Origin of the sequence: Rhodocista pekingensis (assembly GCF_042665545.1) — a bacterium.
Lineage (GTDB): Bacteria > Pseudomonadota > Alphaproteobacteria > Azospirillales > Azospirillaceae > Rhodocista > Rhodocista pekingensis.
On record NZ_JBHTCM010000009.1, the window covers coordinates 64,730 to 88,828 of the forward strand.

The 24,099-nt window shown below is 65.4% G+C and carries 24 protein-coding genes; 18 read left to right on the forward strand and 6 right to left on the reverse strand.

Annotated elements, in window-relative coordinates; genetic code table 11:
• Position 1 precedes the first annotated feature (1 nt).
• Positions 2–3,313 carry an error-prone DNA polymerase gene (locus ACFQPS_RS07735; protein WP_377357880.1) on the forward strand — a complete coding sequence of 1,104 codons (3,312 nt, stop codon included), beginning with the start codon at positions 2–4 and terminating at the stop codon, positions 3,311–3,313.
• Between the two features lie 54 nt (positions 3,314–3,367).
• On the opposite strand, the gene ACFQPS_RS07740 is transcribed toward ACFQPS_RS07735, so the two are convergent.
• The 3 genes from ACFQPS_RS07740 to ACFQPS_RS07750 are packed head-to-tail and all read right to left on the reverse strand — an operon-like array spanning position 3,368 to position 5,600.
• Positions 3,368–3,760 (reverse strand): hypothetical protein, encoded by a 393-nt coding sequence (locus ACFQPS_RS07740; protein WP_377357882.1) that lies wholly within the window; start codon positions 3,758–3,760, stop codon positions 3,368–3,370.
• The gene (locus ACFQPS_RS07745; protein WP_377357885.1) at positions 3,757–5,085 is read right to left on the reverse strand and encodes a recombinase family protein; all 1,329 of its coding nucleotides are present in this window, start codon (positions 5,083–5,085) and stop codon (positions 3,757–3,759) included. The genes ACFQPS_RS07740 and ACFQPS_RS07745 overlap by 4 nt, the downstream gene beginning before the upstream one ends.
• Positions 5,082–5,600 carry a DUF2924 domain-containing protein gene (locus tag ACFQPS_RS07750; protein WP_240002408.1) on the reverse strand — a complete coding sequence of 173 codons (519 nt, stop codon included), beginning with the start codon at positions 5,598–5,600 and terminating at the stop codon, positions 5,082–5,084. Before ACFQPS_RS07750 ends, ACFQPS_RS07745 begins: the two co-directional genes overlap by 4 nt.
• A gap of 593 nt (positions 5,601–6,193) precedes the next feature.
• Between ACFQPS_RS07750 and ACFQPS_RS07755 the strand changes: the two genes are divergently transcribed.
• The 12 genes from ACFQPS_RS07755 (at position 6,194) to ACFQPS_RS07810 (ending at position 17,169) form a co-directional block, all read left to right on the forward strand.
• Positions 6,194–6,994 (forward strand): hypothetical protein, encoded by an 801-nt coding sequence (locus ACFQPS_RS07755; RefSeq protein ID WP_377357888.1) that lies wholly within the window; start codon positions 6,194–6,196, stop codon positions 6,992–6,994.
• Positions 6,991–8,853, forward strand: a complete 1,863-nt coding sequence (locus tag ACFQPS_RS07760) for a 7-cyano-7-deazaguanine synthase (protein ID WP_377357890.1) — start codon at positions 6,991–6,993, stop codon at positions 8,851–8,853. Before ACFQPS_RS07755 ends, ACFQPS_RS07760 begins: the two co-directional genes overlap by 4 nt.
• A gap of 204 nt (positions 8,854–9,057) precedes the next feature.
• Positions 9,058–9,243 carry a helix-turn-helix transcriptional regulator gene (locus tag ACFQPS_RS07765; RefSeq protein WP_377357892.1) on the forward strand — a complete coding sequence of 62 codons (186 nt, stop codon included), beginning with the start codon at positions 9,058–9,060 and terminating at the stop codon, positions 9,241–9,243.
• Positions 9,244–9,374: 131 nt separating this feature from the next.
• Positions 9,375–9,680: a hypothetical protein gene (locus ACFQPS_RS07770; RefSeq protein ID WP_377357894.1), complete on the forward strand. Its 306-nt coding sequence runs from the start codon at positions 9,375–9,377 to the stop codon at positions 9,678–9,680.
• Entirely contained in the window at positions 9,677–10,174 is a 498-nt protein-coding gene (locus tag ACFQPS_RS07775) for a hypothetical protein (RefSeq protein ID WP_377357895.1), read from the forward strand. The genes ACFQPS_RS07770 and ACFQPS_RS07775 overlap by 4 nt, the downstream gene beginning before the upstream one ends.
• Positions 10,175–10,290: 116 nt before the next feature.
• Positions 10,291–11,142, forward strand: coding sequence for an ATP-binding protein (locus tag ACFQPS_RS07780; RefSeq protein ID WP_377357897.1), 852 nt, complete (start codon positions 10,291–10,293; stop codon positions 11,140–11,142).
• An 11-nt stretch (positions 11,143–11,153) separates the two neighbouring features.
• Positions 11,154–11,879 (forward strand): hypothetical protein, encoded by a 726-nt coding sequence (locus ACFQPS_RS07785; RefSeq protein WP_377357898.1) that lies wholly within the window; start codon positions 11,154–11,156, stop codon positions 11,877–11,879.
• Between the two features lie 19 nt (positions 11,880–11,898).
• Positions 11,899–12,150: a hypothetical protein gene (locus ACFQPS_RS07790; RefSeq protein ID WP_377357899.1), complete on the forward strand. Its 252-nt coding sequence runs from the start codon at positions 11,899–11,901 to the stop codon at positions 12,148–12,150.
• A gap of 134 nt (positions 12,151–12,284) precedes the next feature.
• Positions 12,285–12,512 carry a DUF6511 domain-containing protein gene (locus ACFQPS_RS07795; RefSeq protein WP_247878842.1) on the forward strand — a complete coding sequence of 76 codons (228 nt, stop codon included), beginning with the start codon at positions 12,285–12,287 and terminating at the stop codon, positions 12,510–12,512.
• 15 nt (positions 12,513–12,527) lie between these two features.
• Entirely contained in the window at positions 12,528–13,325 is a 798-nt protein-coding gene (locus tag ACFQPS_RS07800; protein ID WP_377357901.1) for a hypothetical protein, read from the forward strand.
• The gene (locus ACFQPS_RS07805) at positions 13,274–14,644 is read left to right on the forward strand and encodes an ATP-dependent DNA helicase (protein ID WP_377357902.1); all 1,371 of its coding nucleotides are present in this window, start codon (positions 13,274–13,276) and stop codon (positions 14,642–14,644) included. Before ACFQPS_RS07800 ends, ACFQPS_RS07805 begins: the two co-directional genes overlap by 52 nt.
• A complete protein-coding gene (locus tag ACFQPS_RS07810) occupies positions 14,641–17,169 on the forward strand; it encodes a VapE domain-containing protein (RefSeq protein WP_377357903.1) in 2,529 nt (842 codons plus the stop codon). Before ACFQPS_RS07805 ends, ACFQPS_RS07810 begins: the two co-directional genes overlap by 4 nt.
• 201 nt (positions 17,170–17,370) lie before the next feature.
• On the opposite strand, the gene ACFQPS_RS07815 is transcribed toward ACFQPS_RS07810, so the two are convergent.
• Entirely contained in the window at positions 17,371–18,378 is a 1,008-nt protein-coding gene (locus ACFQPS_RS07815; protein ID WP_377357905.1) for a hypothetical protein, read from the reverse strand.
• A gap of 683 nt (positions 18,379–19,061) precedes the next feature.
• Here ACFQPS_RS07815 and ACFQPS_RS07820 point away from each other — a divergent pair.
• From ACFQPS_RS07820 to ACFQPS_RS07840, 5 genes are all read left to right on the forward strand, one after another.
• A complete protein-coding gene (locus tag ACFQPS_RS07820; protein WP_377357907.1) occupies positions 19,062–19,601 on the forward strand; it encodes a hypothetical protein in 540 nt (179 codons plus the stop codon).
• A complete protein-coding gene (locus tag ACFQPS_RS07825; protein ID WP_377357910.1) occupies positions 19,598–19,795 on the forward strand; it encodes a hypothetical protein in 198 nt (65 codons plus the stop codon). The genes ACFQPS_RS07820 and ACFQPS_RS07825 overlap by 4 nt, the downstream gene beginning before the upstream one ends.
• Entirely contained in the window at positions 19,788–20,240 is a 453-nt protein-coding gene (locus ACFQPS_RS07830; RefSeq protein WP_377357912.1) for a DUF6362 family protein, read from the forward strand. Before ACFQPS_RS07825 ends, ACFQPS_RS07830 begins: the two co-directional genes overlap by 8 nt.
• A 388-nt stretch (positions 20,241–20,628) precedes the next feature.
• A complete protein-coding gene (locus ACFQPS_RS07835) occupies positions 20,629–22,014 on the forward strand; it encodes a DNA modification methylase (protein WP_377357914.1) in 1,386 nt (461 codons plus the stop codon).
• Positions 22,015–22,018: 4 nt separating this feature from the next.
• Positions 22,019–23,275 (forward strand): site-specific DNA-methyltransferase, encoded by a 1,257-nt coding sequence (locus ACFQPS_RS07840; RefSeq protein ID WP_377357915.1) that lies wholly within the window; start codon positions 22,019–22,021, stop codon positions 23,273–23,275.
• A gap of 1 nt (position 23,276) precedes the next feature.
• On the opposite strand, the gene ACFQPS_RS07845 is transcribed toward ACFQPS_RS07840, so the two are convergent.
• Both ACFQPS_RS07845 and ACFQPS_RS07850 read right to left on the reverse strand, forming a co-directional pair.
• Positions 23,277–23,459, reverse strand: coding sequence for a hypothetical protein (locus tag ACFQPS_RS07845; RefSeq protein WP_114393528.1), 183 nt, complete (start codon positions 23,457–23,459; stop codon positions 23,277–23,279).
• A gap of 12 nt (positions 23,460–23,471) precedes the next feature.
• Complete coding sequence (locus ACFQPS_RS07850; RefSeq protein WP_377357917.1) at positions 23,472–23,951, reverse strand: DUF3489 domain-containing protein; 480 nt, start codon at positions 23,949–23,951, stop codon at positions 23,472–23,474.
• Positions 23,952–24,099 lie beyond the last annotated feature (148 nt).

The window sequence follows — 24,099 nt, forward strand, 5'->3', positions numbered from 1 at the left end:
CATGAGCATCCCCTATGCCGAGCTGCAGGTGACCAGCAATTTCAGCTTCCTGGAAGGTGCCAGCCACGCCGAGGAACTGGTGCGGACGGCCGCCGCCCTGGGCTATCAGGCCATCGGCATCACCGACCGCAACAGCCTGGCCGGGGTGGTGCGGGCCCATATCGCGGCGCGGGCGCTGGGGCTGCGGCTGGTCATCGGCTGCCGGCTGGACCTGACCGACGGCCCCAGCCTGCTGTGCTGGCCCACCGACAAGGCCGCCTATGCCCGGTTATCCCACCTGCTGACCCGCGGCAAGATGCGGGCGCCCAAGGGCGACTGTTTCCTGTCCCGCGCCGATGTGCAGGACTTCGCCGAGGGGCAGATCCTGGCCCTCATCCCCCCCGACCCGCCACCGGATGCGGGGGCGGATGCCGGGTTCGAGGCCGATCTGCGCGACTATCGCCAGCGCTTCGGGACGCGGCTGCATCTGATGCTGGTCCACCGCTACCAGGGCAACGACGCCCGCCGCCTGGCCTGGCTGAGCGGGCTGGCCGCCCGCCACGGCGTGCCGACCCTGGCCGGCAACGATGTGCTGTACCATCATCCCGCGCGGCGGCCGCTGCAGGATGTGCTGACCTGCATCCGCACCGGCACCAGCATCCAGACCGCGGGCTGGCGCCTGCTGGCCAATGCCGAGCGCCACCTGAAGCCGCCGCGGGAGATGGCGCGCCTGTTCCGCGCCTGGCCGGAGGCCGTGGCCCGCACCGTGGCGGTGGCCGATGCCTGCCGCTTCTCCCTGGCCGAGCTGCAATTCCAGTATCCCGACGAGGTCGCCCCCGGCGGCGATCCGCAGGCCGAGCTGGTGCGCCTGACCTGGGAGGGCGCGGCCTGGCGCTATCCCGGCGGGATTCCGGACCCGGTGCGGGCGCAGCTGGCGCATGAGCTGGCCCTGATCGGACAGCTGCGCTATGCGCCCTATTTCCTGACCGTGCATGACATCGTCACCTATGCAAGGTCGCGGGAGATCCTCTGCCAGGGCCGCGGCTCCGCCGCCAACTCCGCCGTCTGCTTCTGCCTGGGCATCACCTCGGTCGATCCGGTGCAGGGCAACCTGCTGTTCGAGCGCTTCATCTCCGCCGCCCGCGACGAACCGCCGGACATCGACGTGGATTTCGAGCATGAGCGGCGGGAGGAGGTGATCCAGTACATCTACGGGAAGTACGGCCGCGACCGCGCCGGTCTGGCCGCCACCGTGATCTGCTACCGCGCCCGCGGTGCCCTGCGCGAGGTGGGCAAGGCCATGGGCCTGTCGCTGGACATGGTGGCCCGGCTGAGCGGCACCGTCTGGGGCTGGGGCCGGGAGGGGGTGGAGGCGGAGCGCATCCGTCAGGCCGGCATCGACCCCGACGCGCCGCTGGTGCTGCGCACGCTGGAGCTGGCGCGGGAGCTGATCGGCTTTCCCCGCCATCTCAGCCAGCATGTCGGCGGTTTCGTCATCACCCGCGGGCCGCTGCCCGATCTCTGCCCGGTGATGAACGCCAGCATGGCCGAACGCTCCACCATCGAATGGGACAAGGACGACATCGAGGAATTGCACATCCTCAAGGTCGATGTGCTGGCGCTGGGCATGCTGAGCTGCGTGCGCCGGGCCTTCGCCCTCATCGCCGCCCATTACGGCCGCCGCTACAGCCTGGCCACCGTGCCGGCAGAGGAGCCCGCCGTCTATGACATGCTGTGCCGGGCCGACAGCCTGGGCGTATTCCAGGTGGAAAGCCGGGCGCAGATGACCATGCTGCCGCGTCTGCGCCCGCGCAGCTTCTATGATCTGGTGGTGGAGGTGGCCATCGTCCGCCCCGGCCCGATCCAGGGCGACATGGTGCATCCCTATCTGCGCCGGCGCCAGGGGCTGGAGCCCGTGAACTATCCCTCGCCGGAACTGGCAGCCGTGCTGTCCAAGACCCTGGGCGTGCCGCTGTTCCAGGAACAGGCCATGAAGATTGCCATCGTCGCCGCCGGCTTTTCGCCGGAAGAGGCCGACCAGCTGCGCCGGGCCATGGCCACCTTCAAGAAGAACGGCGATGTCGCCCGCTTCCGCGAGAAATTCATCGGCGGCATGCTGGCTCGCGGCTACGAGCCCGCCTTCGCCGAACGCTGCTTCCACCAGATCGAGGGGTTCGGCACCTACGGCTTCCCGGAAAGCCATGCCGCCAGCTTCGCCTTGCTGGTCTATGTCTCGGCCTGGATCAAATGCGTCCATCCCGACGTCTTCGCCTGTGCCCTGCTGAACAGCCAGCCCATGGGCTTCTACGCCCCGGCCCAGATCGTGCGCGACGCCCGCGAGCATGGGGTGGAGGTGCGTCCGCCCGACATCAACGCCAGCGGCTGGGACTGTACGCTGGAGCCGCTGGCGCCGCCGGCCGCGGGAACGGCGACCCACGCCCTGCGCCTGGGTCTGCGCCAGATCAAGGGGCTGAAGCCGGCGGAGATGGAACGGCTGGTGGCAGCGCGGGAGACCGGCGGCCCCTATGCCGGCCCGCGCGACCTCTGGCACCGCACCGGCCTGCCCACGGCCACGCTGGAGCGGCTGGCGGCGGCCGATGCCTTCCGCTCCCTCGGCCTGGACCGGCGCCAGGCCCATTGGGCGGTGGAGGCGCTGGGTGCGACGCCTCTCCTCCTGTTCGCCGGCGGCGGGGACCCGGGCGACGGTCCGGCGGTGGACCTGCCGCCCATGCCGGCGGGAGAGCAGGTGGTGGAGGATTATTCCAGCCTGTCCCTGACCCTGAACACCCATCCGCTGCGTCTGCTGCGCGACCGGCTGGCGGCGCTGCATGCGCCCAAGGCCCGGCGCTGGCCCCTGCTGCCGGCCGACCGCCAGTCCGACTGGCCGGACAAGCGCCGCTTCGCCGTGGCCGGGCTGGTGCTGGTGCGCCAGCGTCCCGGCAGCGCCAGCGGCGTCGTCTTCATCACCGTGGAGGACGAGACCGGCGTCGCCAATCTGGTGCTGATGCCCGACATCTTCGAGCGCTACCGCCGTCCGGTGCTGGGCAGCCGGCTGCTGCTGGCGCTGGGCCGGCTGGAGAAGGTGGTGGCCCCCCAGCCGGGGGCCACGCCGGTGATCCATCTGCGCGTCGAGCATCTGGAGGACCACACCGCCCTGCTGCGCCAGCTCTCGGAAACGCCGGAGCGCTTCCAGCCGCGGCAGATGGACGGCGGCCTGGCCCGCGCCGACGAGGTCAACCGCCCCCAGCCTGACGCCCGCAGCGAGGCCATCGCCCGCCGCCACGCCGTGGAAACCCTAGCCCGCATCTTCCCCGACGGCCGCAACTTCCGCTGAACGCGAGGAGGCTTGGTGTCGGAATTCCCCAAATACGAACGCCTTATATCCAGATCACTCCTCGAAAATCCTGGCCGTCTGTTCGGACCAGGGCGCCAGAGCCACCAGGGTGAGTTGCTCCAGGGACAGGGCGCAAGGGCGGCGGCGGACCAGCAGGTGCTCCAGCACCAGGGGTGACAGATAGGCTAGCCGCAGGAACCGGCTGATAAAGGCCACGGTCACGCCTTCGGCCTCGGCGATGTCGGTCAGGGTTGCGGCTTGGCCGCGTTCCAGCTGGCGACGCCAGTCCCAGGCGCGGGCGAGGGCGCGCAGCAGGCGCCGGTCGGCAGCCGTGGGATCACGATCGGCCCTGTCGAGGTCTGACGGCGGCAGGATCCGTGGCCGCCCATTCTGACGTTTGATGGTGAGGGGCACAAACACACGCATGGTATCGGGTGCGCTGGTCATGGCGCGGCCTCCGGGGCGGGTGGCGTAAGCATGTCACGCACTACGGCCCCCAGTCCGGCCGTGCGCAGGTCGATGGCAATGCCCTCGGCACTCACGGTGACCCGATCGACCAGCAGCCGGACAAGGCGGGCCTGCTCGGCCGGGAACAGGGCCGACCAGACATTGTCAAACCGGTTGAGGGCGGTCGTCACATCGCCTTCAGTCAGGGGCTGTTGTTCCTGACGGGCTGCGGCCACAGTCTGTGCGACAATTTCCGGCGAGCGCACCAGCCGGCGCACCTCCCGGACCACGGCCGTCTCCACCATCTCTGCCGGCAGCCGCTGGGGCGCCGTGCTGTCCCTCGGCCGGCTGCGGATGACATCCATGGAGGTATAGTAGCGGTAGAGCCGGCTGCCCTTTTTTGTAGCTGTGGGCGTCATCGCGGTCCCGGCCGGCCCGAAGATCAGCCCCTTCAGCAGGGCGGGCGTCTGGGCTCGTGTGGCCGCGGCGCGGGATCGCGGGCTTACCTGCAGGATGTGATGTACCCGGTCCCAGAGATCCTGGCTGATGATGGCCGCATGTTCGCCGGGGTAGGGCGTTCCCTTGTGCACCGCCTCGCCGAGATAAAGGCGGTTGCGCAGCATCTTGTAGAGGAAGCCCTTGTCGATAAGCTTGCCGCGTTTGCTGCGGACCCCGTCGGCGGCCAATTGGCCCACCAGCACCGTCGCGGATCCCAGTTCGACGAATCGGGTAAAGATCATGCGGACCGTGTCTGCCTCGGCCTTATTCACCACCAGCTTGCGGTCTTTGAGGTCGTATCCCATCGGCACATAGCCGCCCATCCACATGCCGCGGGCTCGAGAAGCGGCGAACTTGTCCCTGATCCGCTCCCCGATTACCTCGCGCTCGAACTGGGCAAAGCTGAGCAGGATGTTCAGCGTCAGCCGACCCATGGAAGTGGTGGTGTTGAAACTCTGGGTCACGGAAACGAAGGTGACGCCGTTGCGGTCGAACACCTCGACCAGCCGGGAAAAATCCATCAGGGCGCGGGAAAGGCGGTCGATCTTGTAGACGACGACCACATCCACCAGCCCATCATCGATATCGGCCAGCAATTGTTGCAGGGCCGGCCGTTCCAGGGTGCCGCCGGAATAGCCGCCATCATCGTAGCGGTCCCGCAGCGCCACCCAGCCTTCGCCCTTCTGGCTGGCGATATAGGCTTCACAGGCGGCGCGCTGGGCGTCCAGGCTGTTGAATTCCATCTCCAGCCCTTCTTCGGTCGATTTGCGCGTGTAGATGGCGCAGCGCAGGCGGCGCTGGGGCGCGGGGGAGGGGGATCGCGTCATGCCTTGTCCCTTGTGATTTCGCGCAGGCCAAAGAACCGCCAGCCGTTCCAGCGCACGCCGGTGATGGCACGGGCAATGGCCGACAGTGACTTGTATGTCCGTCCTTCGAACTCGAACCCGTCGCGCAGGACGGTGACGGTGTGCTCCACGCTATTCCATTCCCGCACCAGCCGGGTGCCGGCCACCGGCTTGCGCGGATCGGTGATCATGGTCTTGCGGATGGGATTGCCATGCATCTCGTCGATGAGGGCGTCCAGCAGGCGCAACGTTTCCCGCGAAGGGCCGCCATAGACGAGTTCCTGGATCCGCCACGCCAGCCGCAGTTCCAGGAACGGACGGCTGTTGTTGGGGGCAGGGACGCCGAAGAGGCGGCGCCATTCCAGTTTCAGGTCGACGACGCTCATTTCCTTTAAAGCGGCCAATCGGGCCAGGACGGTTGCGTCCTTTTCCGCAGTGGTGCTCGCATCCGTGCCGATCGGTATCCCGCCTTGTCTGCGCGTCCGGGCCTTCATCATCGCTGGTCACTCCAGGAGCGGGGTTCGTGGACACGACCGCGCTGTTCGACCGGGAAGTCCAGGCGAATGTCTCTGCTGAGCAGCCGAGCCAGTCCGGCAGCAAGCAACCGGCCGACCTCGGCCAACCGGTCTTCTGCTGTCATGCGGTCTGGAGTGAGAGCATTGGGGCCGCTGAGCGTCTTAGCCATGAGATTGTCCGCAACGGATATCGATGGAGCGGACCGTAGGCGTCTGGAACAAAAAATAGAAGTAAAGTCAGATGCTTATCGCGGTGGAGCGAAGAAGAAGGAATTGCCGGTATGGGAATGCGTACCCTGCATTCCCATACCGGTCGCATCTACCATGACCTTCGGCATCAGTTCGCCACCCCATCAACCAATGGCTCTCCCCCGTTCACGAACGCATCTTTGGGTAGGTTGCAAAAATATTGGCGCTTGAGACTTTTTTTTGAGATACTTCTACCAACATCTCCGAAATGCGACATCAATGCATAGGCTTTCGCGCAATGGCATCTGTCTATCGGTTCTGTTCCCCGATTGCGGGCATGGTTGCCGCCCATAACCAGGCCAACGACTGTTGGTAGGGGCAAGATTATGGGCCACCAGCGTCTTGGAAAGCTGCCTGCCCTTCGTTCCCTGCCGGAGATTGTCCGTTATCTCGTTGCTGGAGGAACGCCAACAGACGATCTGGTCGATCAGGTGACTAGAATTGGCCAGGATGCTCTAAAACGCGGCCAGCAAGATCCCTTATTTGTCGAAGCACTATGGTTGTTGGCGCGACTTCCTCAGGCGGTTGGTTCTCCTGATGTGGCCGGTGCCTGCCAGGAAATTGGGTTGCCCGACACGTTACCGACGACATTGTCGGAAATGCTGGTCGTCTACGACAGCGCACTTGAACGGTTTCAACGGCGACAGCACGCGCATGTGACGGATCTCGGCGAAATCGCGCGTCGTGCTGGTGCATCCGCTTTGGGTGAGGCCATTCAAAGCCGGCTGCCCAGTCTATGGCAGCCGACCGCAGATGATCTCAGGACAACCCTTTCGACATTGAAGGGCACGGAGTCGTTTGCTGTGATGGCGCACAGCTTTTATGCGAACTTCGTGGGGCGGGTTATTCGCTACTACGTGGATCGAAATCTTCACAAAATGGTCGGCGTCGATAGGCTTAGTCGATCTGTTTCAGATCTCCGGACATTTGATGATGCCATCAAACGGCACTGTAACGAAGCCGCACTGATCATGCGTAATTTTGCACGCGACTGGATGGGGAAGAACCACTACCGGGATGGTCGGACAGTAACCAGACAAGACATGGGTAGTTTTTCTGCCTTTGCCGTGGAGAAAATTGGGCGTGAACTGGAGCAGAGAAAGGGCCAGAGGAAGGATTTATCGTGAGACACCACCGGATCGAATGTGGCGTTGCGCAGTCTTCCACCCCTGATTCCATCATGATGGATGTGCAAGGCCCTGGCCGGAACGTCAAGCTTCGCATCGACTACATCACCCGAACGATGCTGGGAAATGTTCCGGACCTGCTGATTGATCTTCTGGAATTGGCGGCCTATGTCTACTGCGCTGATCAGCGGATCGGGCGCGGATCGGAAAAGCTGCCGAATTTCGGAGAAGACTGGCGACGTAGTCTGCATTTTTCTATCCCAGTCCGGCAGTTGGACGTATGGCAGGATCCAGAGATCAACGACCTTCTGATCCAGACACTTGGTTTCCTTTCCGACGACAGCTACGAGTTTGAATTCCGGCAAGCGCAGGCACCGGCGCAGCCGCAGTCACTTTACTTTGCAAATCTGATCGACGGCTCAATGGAGAATGACGAGGTTGCTCTGTTCTCAGGCGGCATTGATTCGTTCGCGGGCGCGGTGGACGATGTCGCTATCAACGATAAGTCAGTCACCCTCGTCGGTCATTCTTCATCAACGAAGGTTCGTAATGTTCAGGAACTTCTTATCAGCGGCCTAAAGCAGCGCGGCTTTGAGCGAAAGATCTCGTACATTCCTGTATGGGTCAGCAATGAAAGTGAGCGCGCGCGTGAATACACCCAGCGAACCCGTTCATTTCTTTTCGCCTGTCTCGGGTTGGTTGTCGCGCGCATGTCCGGAAAGGACAGTTTCAGCTTCTACGAGAATGGTGTGGTCAGCATCAACCTGCCCTTGGCAGGTGACGTGATCGGCGGGCGTGCGACCCGCACCACGCATCCAAAGGTCCTGCGGGGGTTGGAGGGGCTGTTCTCGGCCCTGCTGGAGCGCGACATCCAAATCCGCACGCCACTGCAATGGCTGACCAAAAAGGAGGTCGTCCTCAGAATCAGGGACGCGGGCTTCTCAGACAGGCTGGCGATGACGGTCAGTTGCACACGACCACGAAAATGGACTGGAACGCAAAAGCATTGCGGTGTCTGCTCGCAATGCATCGACCGCCGTTTTGCGGTGTTGGCTGCCGGAATGGGTGATCACGAGCCCGCGGACAGCTATATGCGGGACCTGCTCCTGGCGGACCGGAGCTCCGATGACGATCTGCGCATGGCCCTCAGTTATGTATCCTTTTTCCAGCGGCTGGGAAGCACCTCGAAAGAACGCTTTCTGATCGATCATCCTGAAATCGTACCAGCATTGGACCGGTTTCCCGGCTTGTCAGCCGAAGAAGCCGGCACAAGGCTCTACAGTCTGTTCCAACGGCACGCAAAAGCTGTGGAGGACGTCATTGCCAATGCAGTGACCAAGCATTCCCGATCCCTATTCCGCAATGAGCTGCCATCCGGTTCTCTCTTGGCCGTCTGCTTCAGCCGGGGACATGTCGAAGTCGCTCCGGCCCCAGATTACGATACCCGAACCAAGGCCTTCATCGACAGGCTCAGCGCCCCCATCCTTGAATTCGCCGTCGATGGACGGGGGAAGCGGGTGCTGTTTCGCGGGGAGCACAGTCTTGATGGGGCAAATTTTCGGATGGTCGAGGCATTGATCGAGAATTTCCGGAGGGCAAAAGCTGTCGATGAGGAGATCCCGTTTATGGCTTCAGTCGATCTGGCGGATCGGCTTGGGCTGAACGATCAGTCCATGCGGCAGCAATTACGCCGGCTCCGGGAGGCGCTTGAGCCTCTTGTCGTCAGTCTCGGAATCCCTCTCGACCAGGATACTTTCATCCAGACCAAAGAGCGTTCGGGTTATCGCTTGAACCCGGCGCTGCGGGAAGTTTCGATGGCCGACATCCGAAGCGAATCCGCGCTGTTGTCAAAGGCCTGAAATCGCTACGTCACAAGCTGAAACCCGCACGTCACACACTCCGTACCAGCCCCTCGGAAATGGGGGGCTTTTTCGTGTCCGGACGTCACAAGAAAATTCAGGTCTGACCATATCGGCAGAACCGTAATCCGCTGAAAATACTCGCATATCCAAGCACTCCAACGTGACTGGATGAAAAGACGAGATGCAGCAGCGGAGTTGTCCATGCACATCAGCCATTTAACCCAAACCGATCTGGCCCGGCGCTGGCGGATCAGCCCGCGCACCCTGGAGCGGTGGCGCTGGCTGGGACAGGGGCCGAAATACCTGAAGATCGGCGGCCGCGTCGTCTATCGCTTGGCAGATATCGAAGCCTACGAAGCAGAAAAGCAGCGGGAGGCGGTCGTATGATCCAGGCGTTGACAGCAGGCACCTGCGCAGAATCCCGCAGCGGTCACTTTGTTTTCTCCCCGGTTCGCGGGCGAAACCGGGCGAAAACACGCGAATTTGTCCAGGGAACCGCATTCTGTACTTCACTGGGGATGCAGACCCCCGATCCCACCCGCACCCTGGTCGCCGACGAAACTGCACTCCTGGACTGGCTCCGGACCGCGCAGCCGGGTGACCGATTCGTCTACCACATCGGCCACCTCGCCGCCGACCGTGTGCGCGGCACCACCGGCCTCACCGACCCGCAGCGGGAGGCGCTGTGCCGGCTGGCTGACCGCGTTCTGACGCTGGTCACCGACGACACGCTGACGGCGGCACAGCGCCGCCGGGCCGACGGGCAGATGGCCTATCTCGTCATCAAGATGTCCGGCCGAAAGGTCGGCAGGAGGTTTCCATGACCGCCACCCCGACGCCGACCAACCGGGTCACCCTGGACGCCCTGACGGTGATGCCGGTCGGCGAGATCGCTGGCCTACCGGTCGACCAGCTGGCCCTGCTGCTCGACGATCTGGCCGAGATGAAAGCCCGGCTGAAGCGGCTGGACGACTGGCTGAACGGCGCGCTGGCCCTGCGCTACGGCGAGCGCGCGCAGGCCCTGCGCCGCGATCAGGGCAAGCTCACCGGCATCGTCCGGATCGAGGAGGCCGACGGCTTCGTCGCCATCTGCGACGTGCCGAAGAGGCCCGAGTACGACCAGGAGAAGCTCCGCGCGGCGGTCGGCACCCTCCGGTCCTGGGGCTCCAACCCCGACGACTACGTGACCACCGAGATCAAGGTCAGCGAGACGAAGTACGGCGCCTGGCCCCCGGAAATCCGCCGGCTGTTCGAGCCGGCGCGCACCGTCCGGCTCGGCAAGCCGAGCTTCCGCATCGAGCGCCCGACGCCGCACTGACCCTGCCCGGACGCGGCGGGGTGGCCCTCTCCGCAAGGACGGGCGGGCTTCCCTTCGGCGCCTGGTCAACACCCCGCCGCACCCCTTCGACCTGCCTTTTCAAGGAGCCATAGATCATGGCCATCCGCATCATCACCGCCGACGAGCGCCTGTCGGCCGCCAGCAACAAGACCAGCTTCGCCGTTTTCGGGCCACCCGGGGTCGGCAAGACCTCGCTGCTGAAGACCCTGCCGCCGGACCGTACCTTGTGCCTCGACCTGGAGGCGGGGCTGAAATCCGTCCAGGACTGGCGGGGCGCCAGCATCCCGATCCGCAGCTACCTGGATTTCCGCGACCTCGTCGTTCTGATCAGCGGCCCCGATCCGGCCGTCCACCCGACCGCCACCTATGGCGAGGCGCATTACCAGCATGTCCGGGCCAGCCATGCCGATAGCGGGCTGGAAGCGTTCCTGGCCTCCAAGCCCATCCTCTTCGTCGACAGCATCACCGACCTGTCCCGGCAGGTGATGACCTTTGCCCGCCAGCAGCCCGAAGCCTTTTCCGAGCGCACCGGCAAGCCCGATGTGCGGGGGGCGTATGGCCTGCTCGGGCGTGAGGTGATCCACGCTTTGAAGCTGCTCCAGCACGCGCCCGGCAAGACGGTGATCTTCGTCGGCGTGCTGGAACGGATCACCGATGAGTTCAACGCCGTCACCTGGCAGCCCCAGATGGAGGGCGCCAAGATCGGCCGCGAACTGCCGGGCATCGTCGACCAGGTCATGACGATGCATTTCTTCGACAGCACCAGCGACGGCGGATTTGCCTTCAACGAGAAGGGCGAACACCGGCGGCTGGTCTGTCGAGCGGGCAATCCCTGGGGCCTGCCGGCCAAGGACCGCAGCGGCCGCCTCGACCCGACCGAGCCGCCTGACCTCACCGCCCTTTTCACCAAGATCAACGCGCCCGGCACTGCCGCCGCGACCGCCTGAAGGAGAGCACCATGTATGATCTGAACGATGCCCAGCCGCAAATGGCCCCGGCTGGCGACCTGATCCCGGACGGCTCCTTCGCCCGCGTGCGCATGACCATCCGCCCGGGTGGCGTGAACGGCTCCAGCCCGCTGGATGCCGGGTTGCTGACCGCCTCGAAATCTTCCGACGCCAAGATGCTGGATTGCGAATTCACCGTCGTCGAGGGGCCGTTTGCCCGGCGGAAATTCTGGCAGAACTTCACCGTGGCTGGCGGCAAACTGGATGACAAGGGCGTGTCCAAGGGCTGGAACATCGCCAAGGCCGCCTTCCGCGCCATGGTGGACAGTGCCCTGGGGTTGGACCCCAAGGATATGGGCGATGCCGCCAAGGCCAAACGCACCCTGCGCGGATTGAAGGATCTGGACGGCATCACCTTTGTCGCCCGCATCATGGTCGAGCCGGCGAGCAACCCGCAATACAAGGATGCCAACAAGCTGGCCCATGTGGTGACGCCCGATGAGCCGCAGCACGCAATGGTGCTGCGCGGGGAGACGGTGCCGCCGGAACCGGTGAACGCCAAGCCGCGCAAGGCGACGGAACCCGTGGCGCAAGGTGGCCCCGCCTGGGCTGCCAACCCACCGGCCACCGCCAACAACGGCACCGCCTGGAATGCGGCCCCCGCCTGGGCGGGCCAGACCACGCCGCCCCCATCGCCGCCCGCCGCTCCGGCTGGGCCGGCATGGCTGAACGGCTGACCGGGCCGGCACCACCGGCATGACCGACGATGAATGGCAGGCGCTGGCAACGCGCGAAGCGGCGAGGGCGATCGGACAATGGCTGGAAGGACGTGGTCGGTTGCATCAGCCCATTTCGGTGCTGACGCTGGCAGAGCTGGAAGCGATGGCGGCAAACGCCGTCGCCCGGTTCGTGGTGCTGGCCGCCCAACGGATCCGCGACCAGCCAAACGACAGCCAGGACCCCGGATCAGGTCCGGGGCAGGCTCTGACCCGGCTCTTGCTCGGATAGGCCCTTGTGAACTGTGCCACCGGGAGGGACGCGGCTTCCTCTACCTGCACAGGCACAATCCGCTGCTATTCCATCGCTTCTGCTCCATGGGCTGCCTTGATGCAGGATCCCGTCTGGCAAAGGAGAATAACGGGATGATCGACAAGACCGCACGGGAAGTGCGGGCGCTGAAGGACGCCCGCCGCCCCTTTGCCGAGGCGCTGACCGACCTTGGCCTGATGGAACCCTTTTTCCATCGCACCGCCGCCGAGATCGACCGCCTGATCGAGGCCGCCGTCACCGGCTATGTCGAGAGTATGCAGCGCCAAGCGGGCGTGCAGGAGCGGACCGGCACCGCGCTGGACGACCCATTGCCGTTCTGAAATCGGGCCGCCGCCATGATCGACCTTAACCACGGTTCCGGCTGCCAGTATGAGCGACCGACCCGCGACCCCGGCATTGCTGCCGCCATCAACGCTGCCATCGATGCTGCCCTGGCCACCCGCAACCGGGCACAGCCGCCCCGACACTATGTCAGCACCTCGGGCATCGGTCGCGAATGCCTGCGCCAGATCCAGTACGACTATCTCGCCCTGCCAAAGGATGCAGGGGCTGACTTCACGGGCGCCACCCTGCGCATCTTCGAGGCCGGCCATCGCGGCGAGGACGTCGTCGCCGACTGGCTGCGCGCCGCCGGCTTCGATCTGCGCACCCACCGCCGGGACGGCCGTCAGTTCGGCTTCTCGGCGCTGGATGGGCGGTTCCGTGGCCATATCGATGGCTGCGTCGTCTCCGGTCCCGCCGCCATCGCCTATCCGGCGCTGTGGGAGAACAAGTGCCTGGGTGCGGCTTCCTGGAAGGAGGTGGTCAAGCGGGGCGTAACCCTGGCCCGGCCTGTCTACGCAGCACAGATCGCGCTGTATCAGGCCTATATGGACTTGACCGAACCGGTCCTGTTCACGGCGCTGAACCGCGATAGCTGGGAACTGCACGCCGAACTGGTGCCCTATGACGCGCCGCTGGCGCAGCGGATGAGCGACCGGGCGGTGGAGGTGGTGCAGGCATCCGCGGCGCAGGAACTGCTCCCCCGTGCCGCCGCCCACCGCACCTCGGCCCTGTGTCGCGGCGGCTGGACCGGCGGCGAATGGCACGCGCCCTGCGCCTGGCAGGACCGTTGCTGGGGGCCTGCGCCATGACCGGCATCACCCCGTCCGGCACCCAGACCCGCGCCATCGCCGCCATCCGCGACTGGTTCGAGAACCGCACCCGCGAACAGCCGGTGTTCCGGCTGTTCGGCTATGCCGGCACCGGCAAGAGCACCGTGCTGAAATTCGCGCTGGACGATCTCGGCCTTGCCCCGCACCGCTCCGGCAAGGAGGGCGGTACTATGGTGCCGGGCGTGGTCACGGCCACCTTCACCGGCAAGGCGGCCCTGGTGCTGCGACGCAAGGGCACGCCGGCGCGCACCATCCACAGCCTGATCTACCGGGTGATCGAGGCGACCGAGGAGGCGATCGAGGCGGCACGGCAGAAGATCGCCGAGGCTGAGCAGCAGGCCCGCACCCTGTCCGGCTTTGAGCGTGTTACCGCCGATGCAGCGGTTGAGGCCATGCGCCAGGGGCTGAAGGATATGCGCAAGCCGCGCTTCGACCTCAACCCCGACAGCGATGCCGCCCATTGCCGGCTGATCGTGCTGGACGAGGTGTCGATGGTGGGCACCGACATGGCTCGCGATCTGCTGTCCTTCGGCAAGCCGATCCTGGTGCTGGGTGATCCCGGCCAGTTGCCACCGATCAAGGGCGAAGGCGCCTTCACGCAACAGGATCCCGACATCATGCTGACCGAGATCCACCGGCAGGCGGCGGAGAGCGCCGTCATCCGGCTGGCCACCTGGGCACGCGAGGGCCGGCCGATCCCCATGGGCCGGCATGATGATCACGTCTGGAAGCTGGCCAAGACGGCAGTGACGCCGGAGCAGTGCCTGCGCGGCGGTCAGGTGATCTGCGGCCTGAACGCCACCCGGCTGCACCTGAACAACGCCCTGCGCCGTGCCGCCGGCCTCAATGGCGGCTGGTTGCCGACAGGACCTGCCGAGAAAATCGTCTGCCTGAAGAACCGCAACGACCTTGGCCTGATCAACGGCATGTTCCTGACCCTGGACGACATCGTGGATGAGGGCAGCCTGTATTTCTCCGCCACGGTGGCCGACGAGGACGGCAACGCCATCGGCCCCGTCGGCCCGGAGGGAAAGCGGGAGCGGTTGCGCCTCTACAAGGGGCATTTCGAAGATCACCACGCCCTGGACAAGGACCGCCACGACCGCGACTGGAAGGAGAAGCGGCATCTGGTCGAAGCGACCTACGGCTGGGCCATCACCGGCCATAAGGCCCAGGGCAGCCAGTGGGAGAACGTCATCGTCTGGGACGACGGTCTGGGCCGCACGGCGGAGGACCGCGCCCGCTGGCTCTACACCGCCATCACCCGGGCCGAGAAGGGGCTGGTGATCCTGGCATGATCGACCTCAACGATGTCTGGCAGCCGCCGCCCCGGTTCGATCTGCGCCAGGTCCGTGACCGGCTGGCGGCATCGGCACCCGACTGGCTGCCGGCCTTGTTCCCCAGGGGGCGCCTGTCCGCTGACCGCCGCACCCTGCGCTGTGCCGATCTTTCCGGTCGGCCACCGCGCAACGAAGGCTCCTGCGTCATCCATCTGGCCGGCAGCCATGCCGGCTGGGGCTTCGACTTCGCCACGGGCGAAAGCGCCGGCCCCATCGACCTGATCCATTACGCCACCGGCCTGGAGGACGCGCCGCTGTTCGAGGAGGCGGCCCGGCTGGCGCGCCTGGATATACCGCTGCCGGTGGCCCGACCCGCGGCTGCCAAACCGGACCACAGCCTGGAAATTGCCCGCATCCTTGATGGCTGCCGCCCGCTGGCCGGCACGGTGGCGGAAACCTATCTGCGCAGCCGGGGCTTGTCAGACCCCGGATCGCCGGACCTGCTCTTCCATGACGACCTGACCGACTATGACAGCGCGCGCGGCTGGCCCGGCATGGTGGCCCTGGTGCGCGACAGTGCCGGCCAACCCACCGGCGGCATCCATCGCACGTTCCTGCTGGAGGACGGTTCGGGCAAGGCCCCGCCGGGCAAGAAGATGCTGGGGCCGATTGCGGATGGGCATGTCCGGCTGGGGGTGATCGGAGCGGACGGACGCCTGGGCGTGGCCGAAGGCATCGAGACGGCGCTGGCGGCAACGGCGATCTTCGGCATTCCCACCTGGGCTGGGCTGTCCGCCGACGGCGTGCGCCGGTTCCAATGGCCGGAGGGCACCCGCCACGTCACCATCTTTGCCGATGTTGGCGACGCCGGCCGCCAGGCCGCCGCCGCGCTGGCCGACCGGCTGAACCGGGCGGACATCCCCAACAATATCGTCCTTCCGCTGCATGGCGATGATTTCAACGACGATCTCCGGCAAGGGGCGACCGCCGCTGACTATGGCCTGAAGCCTGCCGGGCAACCCGCCCCGACGCTCCACACCCTGGCGGAGATGGAAGCCGCCGCGTTCGCGCTGACCCACCCGCCCGACATGACGGACCTCGCCCGGCTGCTCGGTGCCATTGCCACCGCGCGGCTCGACCCGGTGCCCATCCGGCACCTGTTGACCACCATCAAGGCGACCACCCGCATCCCGGTTTCGGTGCTGGAGAAGCAGCTCCGCGACCTGCGCCGCCGGCTGAATGGTGGCGGGGGCGATGCGCCGGCGATCCGCCCGCCCTGGGCCGCCATGCTGCGCATTGGCGACGACGGCACGCCGGAGCGCAACGAGGCCAATGTCATCACCGCCCTGTCCAACGATCCGGCCTTCGCCGGTGCCCTGGTCTTTGACGAATTCCGGCAGGAGATTCTGGCGGCCCGCCCGCTGCCCTGGGAAAGCACCCCGTTCCAGGCCCCGCGTCCCTGGAACGCCACCGACGATGTGCGCTGCGCCGAATGGCTCCAGCGCCGTGAGATCAATGTCACGCCCCTGGTGGTCAGCCGCAGCGTCGGTGCGGTCGCCAACGACATCCGCGTCCATCCCGTCCGCGACTATCTCGACCATCTGCGTTGGGATGGCACGCCACGGCTGGAGACCTGGGCCATCCGTTATCTCGGTGCCAAGGACACACCGCTCAACCGTGCCTTCGGGGCCCGCTGGCTGATCTCCGCCGTCGCCCGCATCCGGCACCCCGGTGCCAAGGTGGACCATATGCTGATCCTGGAAGGGCCACAGGGCACCGGCAAATCCACCGCCCTGAAGATCCTGGCTGGCGAGGACTGGTTCACCGACGAGTTGGCGGAGATCGGCAGCAAGGACTGCGCCCAGCAGATGCGCGGCGTCTGGATCATCGAGATCGCCGAGTTGGACGCCATTGGCCGGGCCGAGGTGGAGCGCATCAAGGCCTTCCTGACCCGCACCACCGACCGCTACCGCCCGCCCTATGAACGCTACGTCATCGACGTGCCCCGGCAATGCGTCTTCGCCGGGTCGGTCAACCCCGACACCTATCTGCGCGACGAGACCGGCAACCGCCGCTTCTGGCCACTGCGCTGCGGCCGCATCGACCTTGACGGCCTGCGCCAGGACCGCGACCAGCTTTGGGCCGAGGCGGTTGCCCGTTACCGCGACGGCGCCATCTGGTGGCTGGACGATCCCGACCTGATCGCCGCCGCCAAGCTGGAGCAGGAAGCCCGCTACCAGGGCGACGCCTGGGACGCCCGCATCGACCGCTGGCTGACCCACGAACGCCGCCGCGTCAACCGGGGTGCCCTCGGCTATGACGACTGGCACGACGAGGAGGTCGAACGCGACCAGCCGGTCTGTGACGTAGCCGTGGGTGAAATCCTGGAGGGGGCGCTCGGCATCGAAACAGGGAAGTGGTCACGCGGCGACCAGATGCGCGTATCGGCTTACCTGAAGGCCCGGCAATGGGAGCGGTACAAGGCAGGAGCGGGTGGACGACGGGAGTGGCGGTATCGGCGGCCGGCGTGGGTGGTCGATTGATTTGTTGGCGACCTTGTCCGGAAACACGCCGTCGACGCTTGGCGATGAAAAGTATGAAGGCGCATAGGATCGGCTACGGGGCCGGAAGCGGACGGGCGGCTGTTCGTCGCCGAGTAGTTAACGCCTACTCTTCCATTGCTTCGACAGGATCTGACCCAAGGCGAACACTTTCTTGATCTTGAAGTTTCTGCGGACCAACCCCTATGGAAGGGTAATCACGCTACCCTCGTACATTCTCCATCCTAGAGTAGTAATCCGACTTTTTGTTGAACCAGGCTCCATTTCCAAGATTGTTGTATGACGTCGGATACGAAATCCGGGCGCGGCCATCCACGAGGCAATCAGCTTTGTCTTCCAGGTAAGATTATTAGGGAGGGGTGTGATGAGACCTCTGCGCGGGAATACAGCATCGTTGACAAATCCTGTGCAAAGCTCACCCAGTGCACCTGTCGTCAAATCAGCGATCGCCGCAATATCTTCAAAAATTAGATTGCCATCTTCGAAAGTACTGGTTGTGCCGCAGCGGATGTGACGCAGAGTATGAGAACTGTAAGACGACAAAACTCGACCGAACAATTCGGTCAAGCTAGTTAACAGCGGGACATTAGCAGCGATATCGTCCTCATCGATAATCCAGAGAATATCTTGACCCGGGGTCGATAGGCCAGAAAGCAAAAAAGCGCTTAGATGCAGAACTCGCAACAGGCGCTCCTGAACAGTTACCTTCCATTTTTTCAGCAATTCTGCGCCGATTTCATCATTAATTTGGTCTGTAAAAAGTGATCCACCCACTTTCGAAATAGCAAACTGTACCAAGCATCCTTCGATACCTGCGGCAGCTTGCATAAAAGGAACAAGCGCACGCCGTCGCATGCCGTCATTGAGCGCCTTGAACGACATACGGCGGCTATTCGGTAAAACTGTATCGCGGAAATAGTGATGCTGCCACGAAAGCCATTCCTGGTTCTTGGCTAAGTCCAGTATCAAAAAGGTGTAGGTATCAAAATGCTGTTTCTGATGATGACCGCCGAAATCGGCGGCGAGAAGAAGTGCCCGGCCACGCTTAACAAACGGAAAGCCATATTGGTCAGAAAGCAGAGAAGCGCCCAGGCTGGGCCCGAGAATACCTCCGACCCCCGCCTTAGAAAAAGCCGGTGTATGACCGGTGAGAGGCAACAGATCGGGCGAGATCAGAAAAGACGTTGTCATAGATGTTCAACTCGGTTGCGCCAAAAGAATTATCGCTTCGCGCAATGAAATATGCCAGCCTATTAGACTGGATGGGGCGCCACACTCTCTAGGTCTGCTATACGGGATCACCGTTGAGCTACGGAACGACCACAATGGAGCGCTAAGCAGCCGTACAAAGGGATCATAGACTCCCACCTACCGTCTGGCATCTGTCAAACGGACGTTTGGCGACCGGAAACATGGCCAGCTCTGTCCCACTCGCCGTCTGCTGATTGCTGTCCCAACCCCTCTGAAACACCCCCGCGCCGTCTGCCAAGGTTGGGACAAAGCCCGAGCCCCATTCCCAGTTCACCCCGCCCGACATGTCCCAACCGTCCCAACCTCATCAGGAGGTTGGGACACGCTGAAAGCCGCTGAAATCCTGGCTTTGTCCCATCCGTCCCAACGGTCCCAACCTCTGGCAAAGGCAATATGGAGAGAGAAAAATCACCCATGGGATGTGGTTAGTTACCACTTATACACATAATATGGCTAAAATTATTTCTGCTATAGAATGTTTGCACCCCCCGTTGGGACATGGGACGGTTGGGACCGTCGAGGGATGAGCGCAGCAAGAAAACGACCCTCTTGCACCGTCCGCCGGCCTGTGATTCCATCCCCCTGACCGAAGCCGAAGGCCCACCAATGCGTGAGCCTTCACCATGTCCCTCCTGCTCCCCGTTCCGGCAGCGCCGGACCCCAGGCCAGCCCCCAGCGCGCCAAGCCGCCCACCGCAGTCCATCCTGGCCCTTGACCTGGGCACGGTCTTGGGCTGGGCCTTGCGCGCCAGCGACAGCACCATCGTCTCGGGCACCGAGGCGTTCCGCCAGGACCGCTGGTCCGGCGGCGGCATGCGCTATCTGCGCTTCCGCCGTTGGCTGCGGGAGGTCGCCACCATGACCGGCGGCCTCGGTCTCGTCGTCTACGAGGAGGTCCGCCGCCATGCCGGCACCGATGCTGCCCATGTCTATGGCGGCTTCCTCGCCACGCTGACCGCCTGGTGCGAGGACCGGAATGTCGCCTATGAGGCGGTGCCGGTGGGCACGATCAAGCGCTTCGTCACCGGCAAGGGCAATGCCGGCAAGGCGGCGGTGATCGCCGCCATCCGGGCGCGCGGGTTCAATCCGGCGGATGACAACGAGGCCGACGCCCTGGCGCTGCTGCTCTGGGCCATCCAGCACCGGGCGGGAGGGGTGTCGTGAGCTTCCTGCCCAAAGGGTTTGGTGGCGACCGCACGCCGCCGGAAACCATCAAGCGCGACGGCTGGCGGGCTCAGGGCATCCTGGTGATCAGCGCCGATGATGCCCGCCTGTCCTGGCCCGAGCGGGAACTGGTCCGGCAACTCGGGCGCAAGCTCTACGGCGACCGCCCCGTCAAGGAGGCCCGCCATGGCTGATCCCGTCTGGACCCCGTTGCTGGTCGAGGAACGGCTGACCGAGGCGGCCGACGTGCTGAAGCGCCTGCCCGAGCGGCGGATCGGCGGCTACTTCAACACCTGGCCGCAGATCGTGCCGGAGTTCTGCGATCTGGTCGGGCGCGAGCCGCCCCGGCTTCGCCCGCCGCTGCCCACCGCCGCCGCTATCAGCCGCATGGAGGAAAGCCTTGGCTGGACCATCGGGCTCGATCCGGTGGATGCCCGGATCGTCTGGCTGCGGGCCGGCGGCGAACGCTGGAAGGAGGTGTGCTGGAAGGTCGGTCTGGCCCGCGCCACCGCCCACCAGCACTGGCTCTATGCGCTCTGCGTCATTGCCTGGCGGCTTAACGGGCGGCGGGTTCCGGGCAAGCGGTCGCGCCAGCAGGTGATCGCGATGGTCCGTGCGGCGTGCGGCAGCGTAGGGTAGCGCAATCGACCGGGCAGACACTTTTCGCTGAGACGGGAACGGCGGTTCCGGGGTAGATTTCCATCATGCTCAGGCGAGGCGCGCGCAGGACGCGGGCCTCGCAGGTCGCCGGCAGTGGATTGTTTCATTGCCGATCTTCTTGCCAGTGAGCAATAAGGTTGCGACCTCTGGGTCCTTCCTGGCCCACAACCTATGCTGGCGGCAGAGGTTCGGCATTCCGCCAGTGACGCGGAAAAATCAGGGCATTTCGTTTCGCCGGCCGGGCCGGGCCCGCAAAGCCAAGGGCTTATGGCATCCGGCCCCCGCCGATTGGCGAAACGCCGGATGCCGGGCCGTTTCGTTTTCCGCCATCGTCGGTGTGCCGCCCGTTTCGCTTTCAGGAGAGATCGTGGAGATCATCAACCTGCCGATCGAGCGGGTGATCCCCTATGCCCGCAACCCGCGGCACAATGCCGAGGCGGTGGCCAAGGTGGCGGCGTCCATCGCCGAATATGGCTGGCGCCAGCCCATCGTGGTGGACCGGGATATGGTGGTGGTCGCCGGCCATACAAGGCTGGAAGCAGCACGACGGCTGGGGCTGGCCACGGTCCCCGTGCATGTGGCCACCGACCTGACGCCGGCGCAGGCCCGGGCCTACCGGCTGATGGACAACCGCAGCCACCAGGAGGCGCGCTGGAACGACGAGTTGCTGGCGCTGGAACTGAAAGACCTGCGCATCGACGCGGTGGACCTGACGCTGACCGGCTTCGACGCCGGCGAGATCGAGCAGATCCTGGTCGCGCTCGACGACGAAGCGGACCAGGATCCGGACGCCGCCGACGGTGCCGATCCCGACGCGGCGCCGGAGCCGCCATCCGATCCGGTGACACGGCCCGGCGACCTGTGGCTGCTGGGGGAGCACCGCCTGCTCTGCGCCGACAGCACCGATCCGGCGGCGGTGGCGCGGGTGATGGGCGGGGACTGCGCCGCGCTGTGCTTCACCAGCCCGCCCTATGGGCAGCAGCGCGACTATACCACCGGCGGTATCGCCCGTTGGGACGGGCTGATGCAGGGCGTCTTCGCCCATTTGCCGATGGCCCCTGACGGGCAGGTGCTGGTCAACCTCGGCCTGATCCACCGCGACGGCGAATGGCTGCCCTACTGGTCGGACTGGCTGGATTGGATGCGGACCCAGGGCTGGCGCCGCTTCGACCTGTATGTCTGGGACCAGGGACCGGGGCTGCCCGGCGACTGGGGCGGGCGGCTGGCACCCAGCTTCGAGTTCGTCTTCCACTTCAACCGGCAGGGCCGCAAGCCCAACAAGATCGTGCCCTGCAAATATGCCGGCCTTGACACCCATCTGCGGGCGGACGGCCATTCCACCGCCATGCGCAAGGCCGACGGCACCGTTGGGGCCTGGACCCATGCGGGGCAGCCGACCCAGACCCATCGCATCCCCGACAGCGTGATCCGCATCGGCCGCCACAAGGCGCGCGGCATCGAGGTGGAGCACCCGGCGGTGTTCCCGGTGGCGCTGCCCGAACTGGTCCTGAACGCCTATGCCGATCCGGGCAATGTCGTCTATGAGCCGTTCTCCGGTTCCGGCACCACCTTGATCGCCGGCGAGCGCACCGGCCGGCGGGTCTGCGCCATCGAGTTGGCACCGGCCTATGTCGATGTTGCGGTGCGCCGCTGGAATGAGCAATTCCCCGCCACCCCGGCTAGGCTGGAGGGCGGGGGCACCTTCGCCGAAACCGCCGCCGCGCGGGGCGTGACCCTGGCCATCGCCGCCTGATCCGATGCTGACCGATATCCAGATCGAACGCTGGCCGCTGGACCGGCTGCTGCCCTATGCCGCCAACGCACGCACCCATTCCGAGGCGCAGGTGGCGGAGATCGCGGGCTCCATCCGCGAGTTCGGCTTCAACAACCCGGTGCTGGTTGATGATCGCGGCGTGCTAATCGCCGGTCACGGACGGCTGCTGGCGGCGCGGCGACTGGGGCTGGCGGAAGTGCCGGTGATCCGGCTTGGCCACCTGACCGAGACACAGGCCCGTGCCTTCCGCCTGGCCGATAACCGGATCGCCCTGAACGGTGGCTGGGATGATGCGCTGCTGTCGGCCGAACTGGCGCGGCTGGTCGAGGAAGGCACCGCGCTGGACGGGCTCGGCTTTGATGCCGGGGAACTGAACCGGCTGCTGAACCTGGACGATCCGGCACCGGGGCTGGTGGACGAGGACGCCACGCCGGAACCACCTGCCGAGCCCGTGACCCGACCGGGGGATCTCTGGCTTCTCGGCCCGCACCGCCTGTTGTGCGGCGACGCCACCCTGGCCGGCGATGTCGAGCGGCTGCTGGCCGGTGCGCGCCCGCACCTGATGGTGACCGATCCGCCCTATGGCGTGGAATATGATCCGTCCTGGCGAAACCAGGCGGGCGTGGCGAAGACGAAGCGCACCGGCAAGGTCGCAAACGACGACCGCGCCGACTGGCGCGAGGCCTGGGCACTGTTTCCCGGCGATGTTGCCTATGTCTGGCACGCCGCCATCCACGCCACCACCGTGGCCGAAAGCCTGACGGCCTGTGGTTTCGACATCCGGGCCCAGATCGTCTGGTCGAAGAGCCGCTTCGCCCTGGGGCGCGGAGATTACCACTGGCAGCACGAGCCGTGCTGGTACGGCGTGCGCAAGGGCGCAAAGAGCCACTGGCAGGGCGCACGCGACCAGTCGACCCTGTGGTCGATCGCCCCGGCCGGCGGCGAGGATGCCGCCACGCCCCACGGCACCCAGAAGCCGGTGGAGGTCATGCGCCGCCCCATCGTCAACAACAGCGCGCAGGGCGATGTCGTCTATGAACCGTTCTGCGGTTCCGGCACCACCCTGGTCGCCGCCGAGACGGTGGGGCGGGTCTGCTACGCCCTGGAACTGGATCCGGCCTATTGCGACGTGATCGTCGGCCGCTGGCAGAATCAAACCGGACAGGCGGCGGTGCTGGACGGCGGTCAAGGCAGTTTCGACCAGATCGCCGCCGGACGGGGCGGCGGCTCCGGGAGATGACTCACTCAGATTTGGGCGTTGCCGTCATAGACAGGGCCGTCCGCGCGGCCATGGCACTGCTGTGGAAGGGATGGTCCGGATCCTCGAGCGGCATTCCATAGGCGTTCGGCGTGCCGGCGATCGCCTCGACATCGGCGAGCAACTGTTCAAGGGCGTCGCGGAGAACATCAACGCTGGTCGTCATGAGATGTCTCCTTCAAGTGGCGATCCGATAGGTCCGCCCGCGCCCTTCGACCTTCTCTGACGTGACGGTGAGGCCGAGCTTCTTCTTCAGCGCCCCGGCAAGGACCCCCCGCACCGTATGGGCCTGCCAGCCGGTGGCCGCCGCGATCTCCGTGATGGTGGCCCCTTGCGGCCGACGGAGCATCGCGATCACCTGGGCCTGTTTGCTGTCGGCGCGGCTTTTAACCGCTCGGGGTGGTTCGGCGGCCAGGGTCTGTTCGATGGCGGTGACGGCGGCTTCAAGGTCTGCTGTCCGCGTCGGAGCCTCCACCGGTTCGCGGCCGGCGGCCTGTAGAGCATCAGCAATGGTCAGGCCGCGCTGGGAGAGCAGAGAGTCGAGGCGGTTGATTGCCTTGGTCTTGGTGTTGAAGCTGCGAGGCAACATCGGGATGCCGGCAATGACGCCATAGGCTGCGGCGAGTTCGGCAATGGTCAGGTCGGACAGGGCCGTCATGGTGATCTCCGTCGGGTGGCGGGCTCGCCCGGCCGATCCGGGCGCTTCCACCAGCCGGAGCCCCGCCGGGCGAACCCGGTCGGGGCTGGGGGGGCGGGCTTGCCTTCAGTCGCGGGGCTTGGGCATCGCGTCCTCCATCGTGGTGACA

Excerpts from the sequence above, each read along its gene's own strand:
- ACFQPS_RS07745 (WP_377357885.1), bottom strand. The coding sequence starts at position 5,085 with ATGACGCGATCCCCCTCCCCCGCGCCCCAGCGCCGCCTGCGCTGCGCC.
- ACFQPS_RS07810 (WP_377357903.1), top strand. The coding sequence starts at position 14,641 with ATGATCGACCTCAACGATGTCTGGCAGCCGCCGCCCCGGTTCGATCTG.
- ACFQPS_RS07805 (WP_377357902.1), top strand. The coding sequence starts at position 13,274 with ATGGCACGCGCCCTGCGCCTGGCAGGACCGTTGCTGGGGGCCTGCGCC.
- ACFQPS_RS07775 (WP_377357895.1), top strand. The coding sequence starts at position 9,677 with ATGACCGCCACCCCGACGCCGACCAACCGGGTCACCCTGGACGCCCTG.
- ACFQPS_RS07770 (WP_377357894.1), top strand. The coding sequence starts at position 9,375 with ATGCAGACCCCCGATCCCACCCGCACCCTGGTCGCCGACGAAACTGCA.
- ACFQPS_RS07790 (WP_377357899.1), top strand. The coding sequence starts at position 11,899 with ATGACCGACGATGAATGGCAGGCGCTGGCAACGCGCGAAGCGGCGAGG.
- ACFQPS_RS07815 (WP_377357905.1), bottom strand. The coding sequence starts at position 18,378 with ATGACAACGTCTTTTCTGATCTCGCCCGATCTGTTGCCTCTCACCGGT.
- ACFQPS_RS07820 (WP_377357907.1), top strand. The coding sequence starts at position 19,062 with ATGTCCCTCCTGCTCCCCGTTCCGGCAGCGCCGGACCCCAGGCCAGCC.
- ACFQPS_RS07845 (WP_114393528.1), bottom strand. The coding sequence starts at position 23,459 with ATGACGACCAGCGTTGATGTTCTCCGCGACGCCCTTGAACAGTTGCTC.
- ACFQPS_RS07795 (WP_247878842.1), top strand. The coding sequence starts at position 12,285 with ATGATCGACAAGACCGCACGGGAAGTGCGGGCGCTGAAGGACGCCCGC.
- ACFQPS_RS07740 (WP_377357882.1), bottom strand. The coding sequence starts at position 3,760 with ATGACCAGCGCACCCGATACCATGCGTGTGTTTGTGCCCCTCACCATC.
- ACFQPS_RS07735 (WP_377357880.1), top strand. The coding sequence starts at position 2 with ATGAGCATCCCCTATGCCGAGCTGCAGGTGACCAGCAATTTCAGCTTC.
- ACFQPS_RS07850 (WP_377357917.1), bottom strand. The coding sequence starts at position 23,951 with ATGACGGCCCTGTCCGACCTGACCATTGCCGAACTCGCCGCAGCCTAT.
- ACFQPS_RS07830 (WP_377357912.1), top strand. The coding sequence starts at position 19,788 with ATGGCTGATCCCGTCTGGACCCCGTTGCTGGTCGAGGAACGGCTGACC.
- ACFQPS_RS07755 (WP_377357888.1), top strand. The coding sequence starts at position 6,194 with ATGGGCCACCAGCGTCTTGGAAAGCTGCCTGCCCTTCGTTCCCTGCCG.
- ACFQPS_RS07780 (WP_377357897.1), top strand. The coding sequence starts at position 10,291 with ATGGCCATCCGCATCATCACCGCCGACGAGCGCCTGTCGGCCGCCAGC.
- ACFQPS_RS07840 (WP_377357915.1), top strand. The coding sequence starts at position 22,019 with ATGCTGACCGATATCCAGATCGAACGCTGGCCGCTGGACCGGCTGCTG.
- ACFQPS_RS07750 (WP_240002408.1), bottom strand. The coding sequence starts at position 5,600 with ATGATGAAGGCCCGGACGCGCAGACAAGGCGGGATACCGATCGGCACG.
- ACFQPS_RS07785 (WP_377357898.1), top strand. The coding sequence starts at position 11,154 with ATGTATGATCTGAACGATGCCCAGCCGCAAATGGCCCCGGCTGGCGAC.
- ACFQPS_RS07800 (WP_377357901.1), top strand. The coding sequence starts at position 12,528 with ATGATCGACCTTAACCACGGTTCCGGCTGCCAGTATGAGCGACCGACC.
- ACFQPS_RS07765 (WP_377357892.1), top strand. The coding sequence starts at position 9,058 with ATGCACATCAGCCATTTAACCCAAACCGATCTGGCCCGGCGCTGGCGG.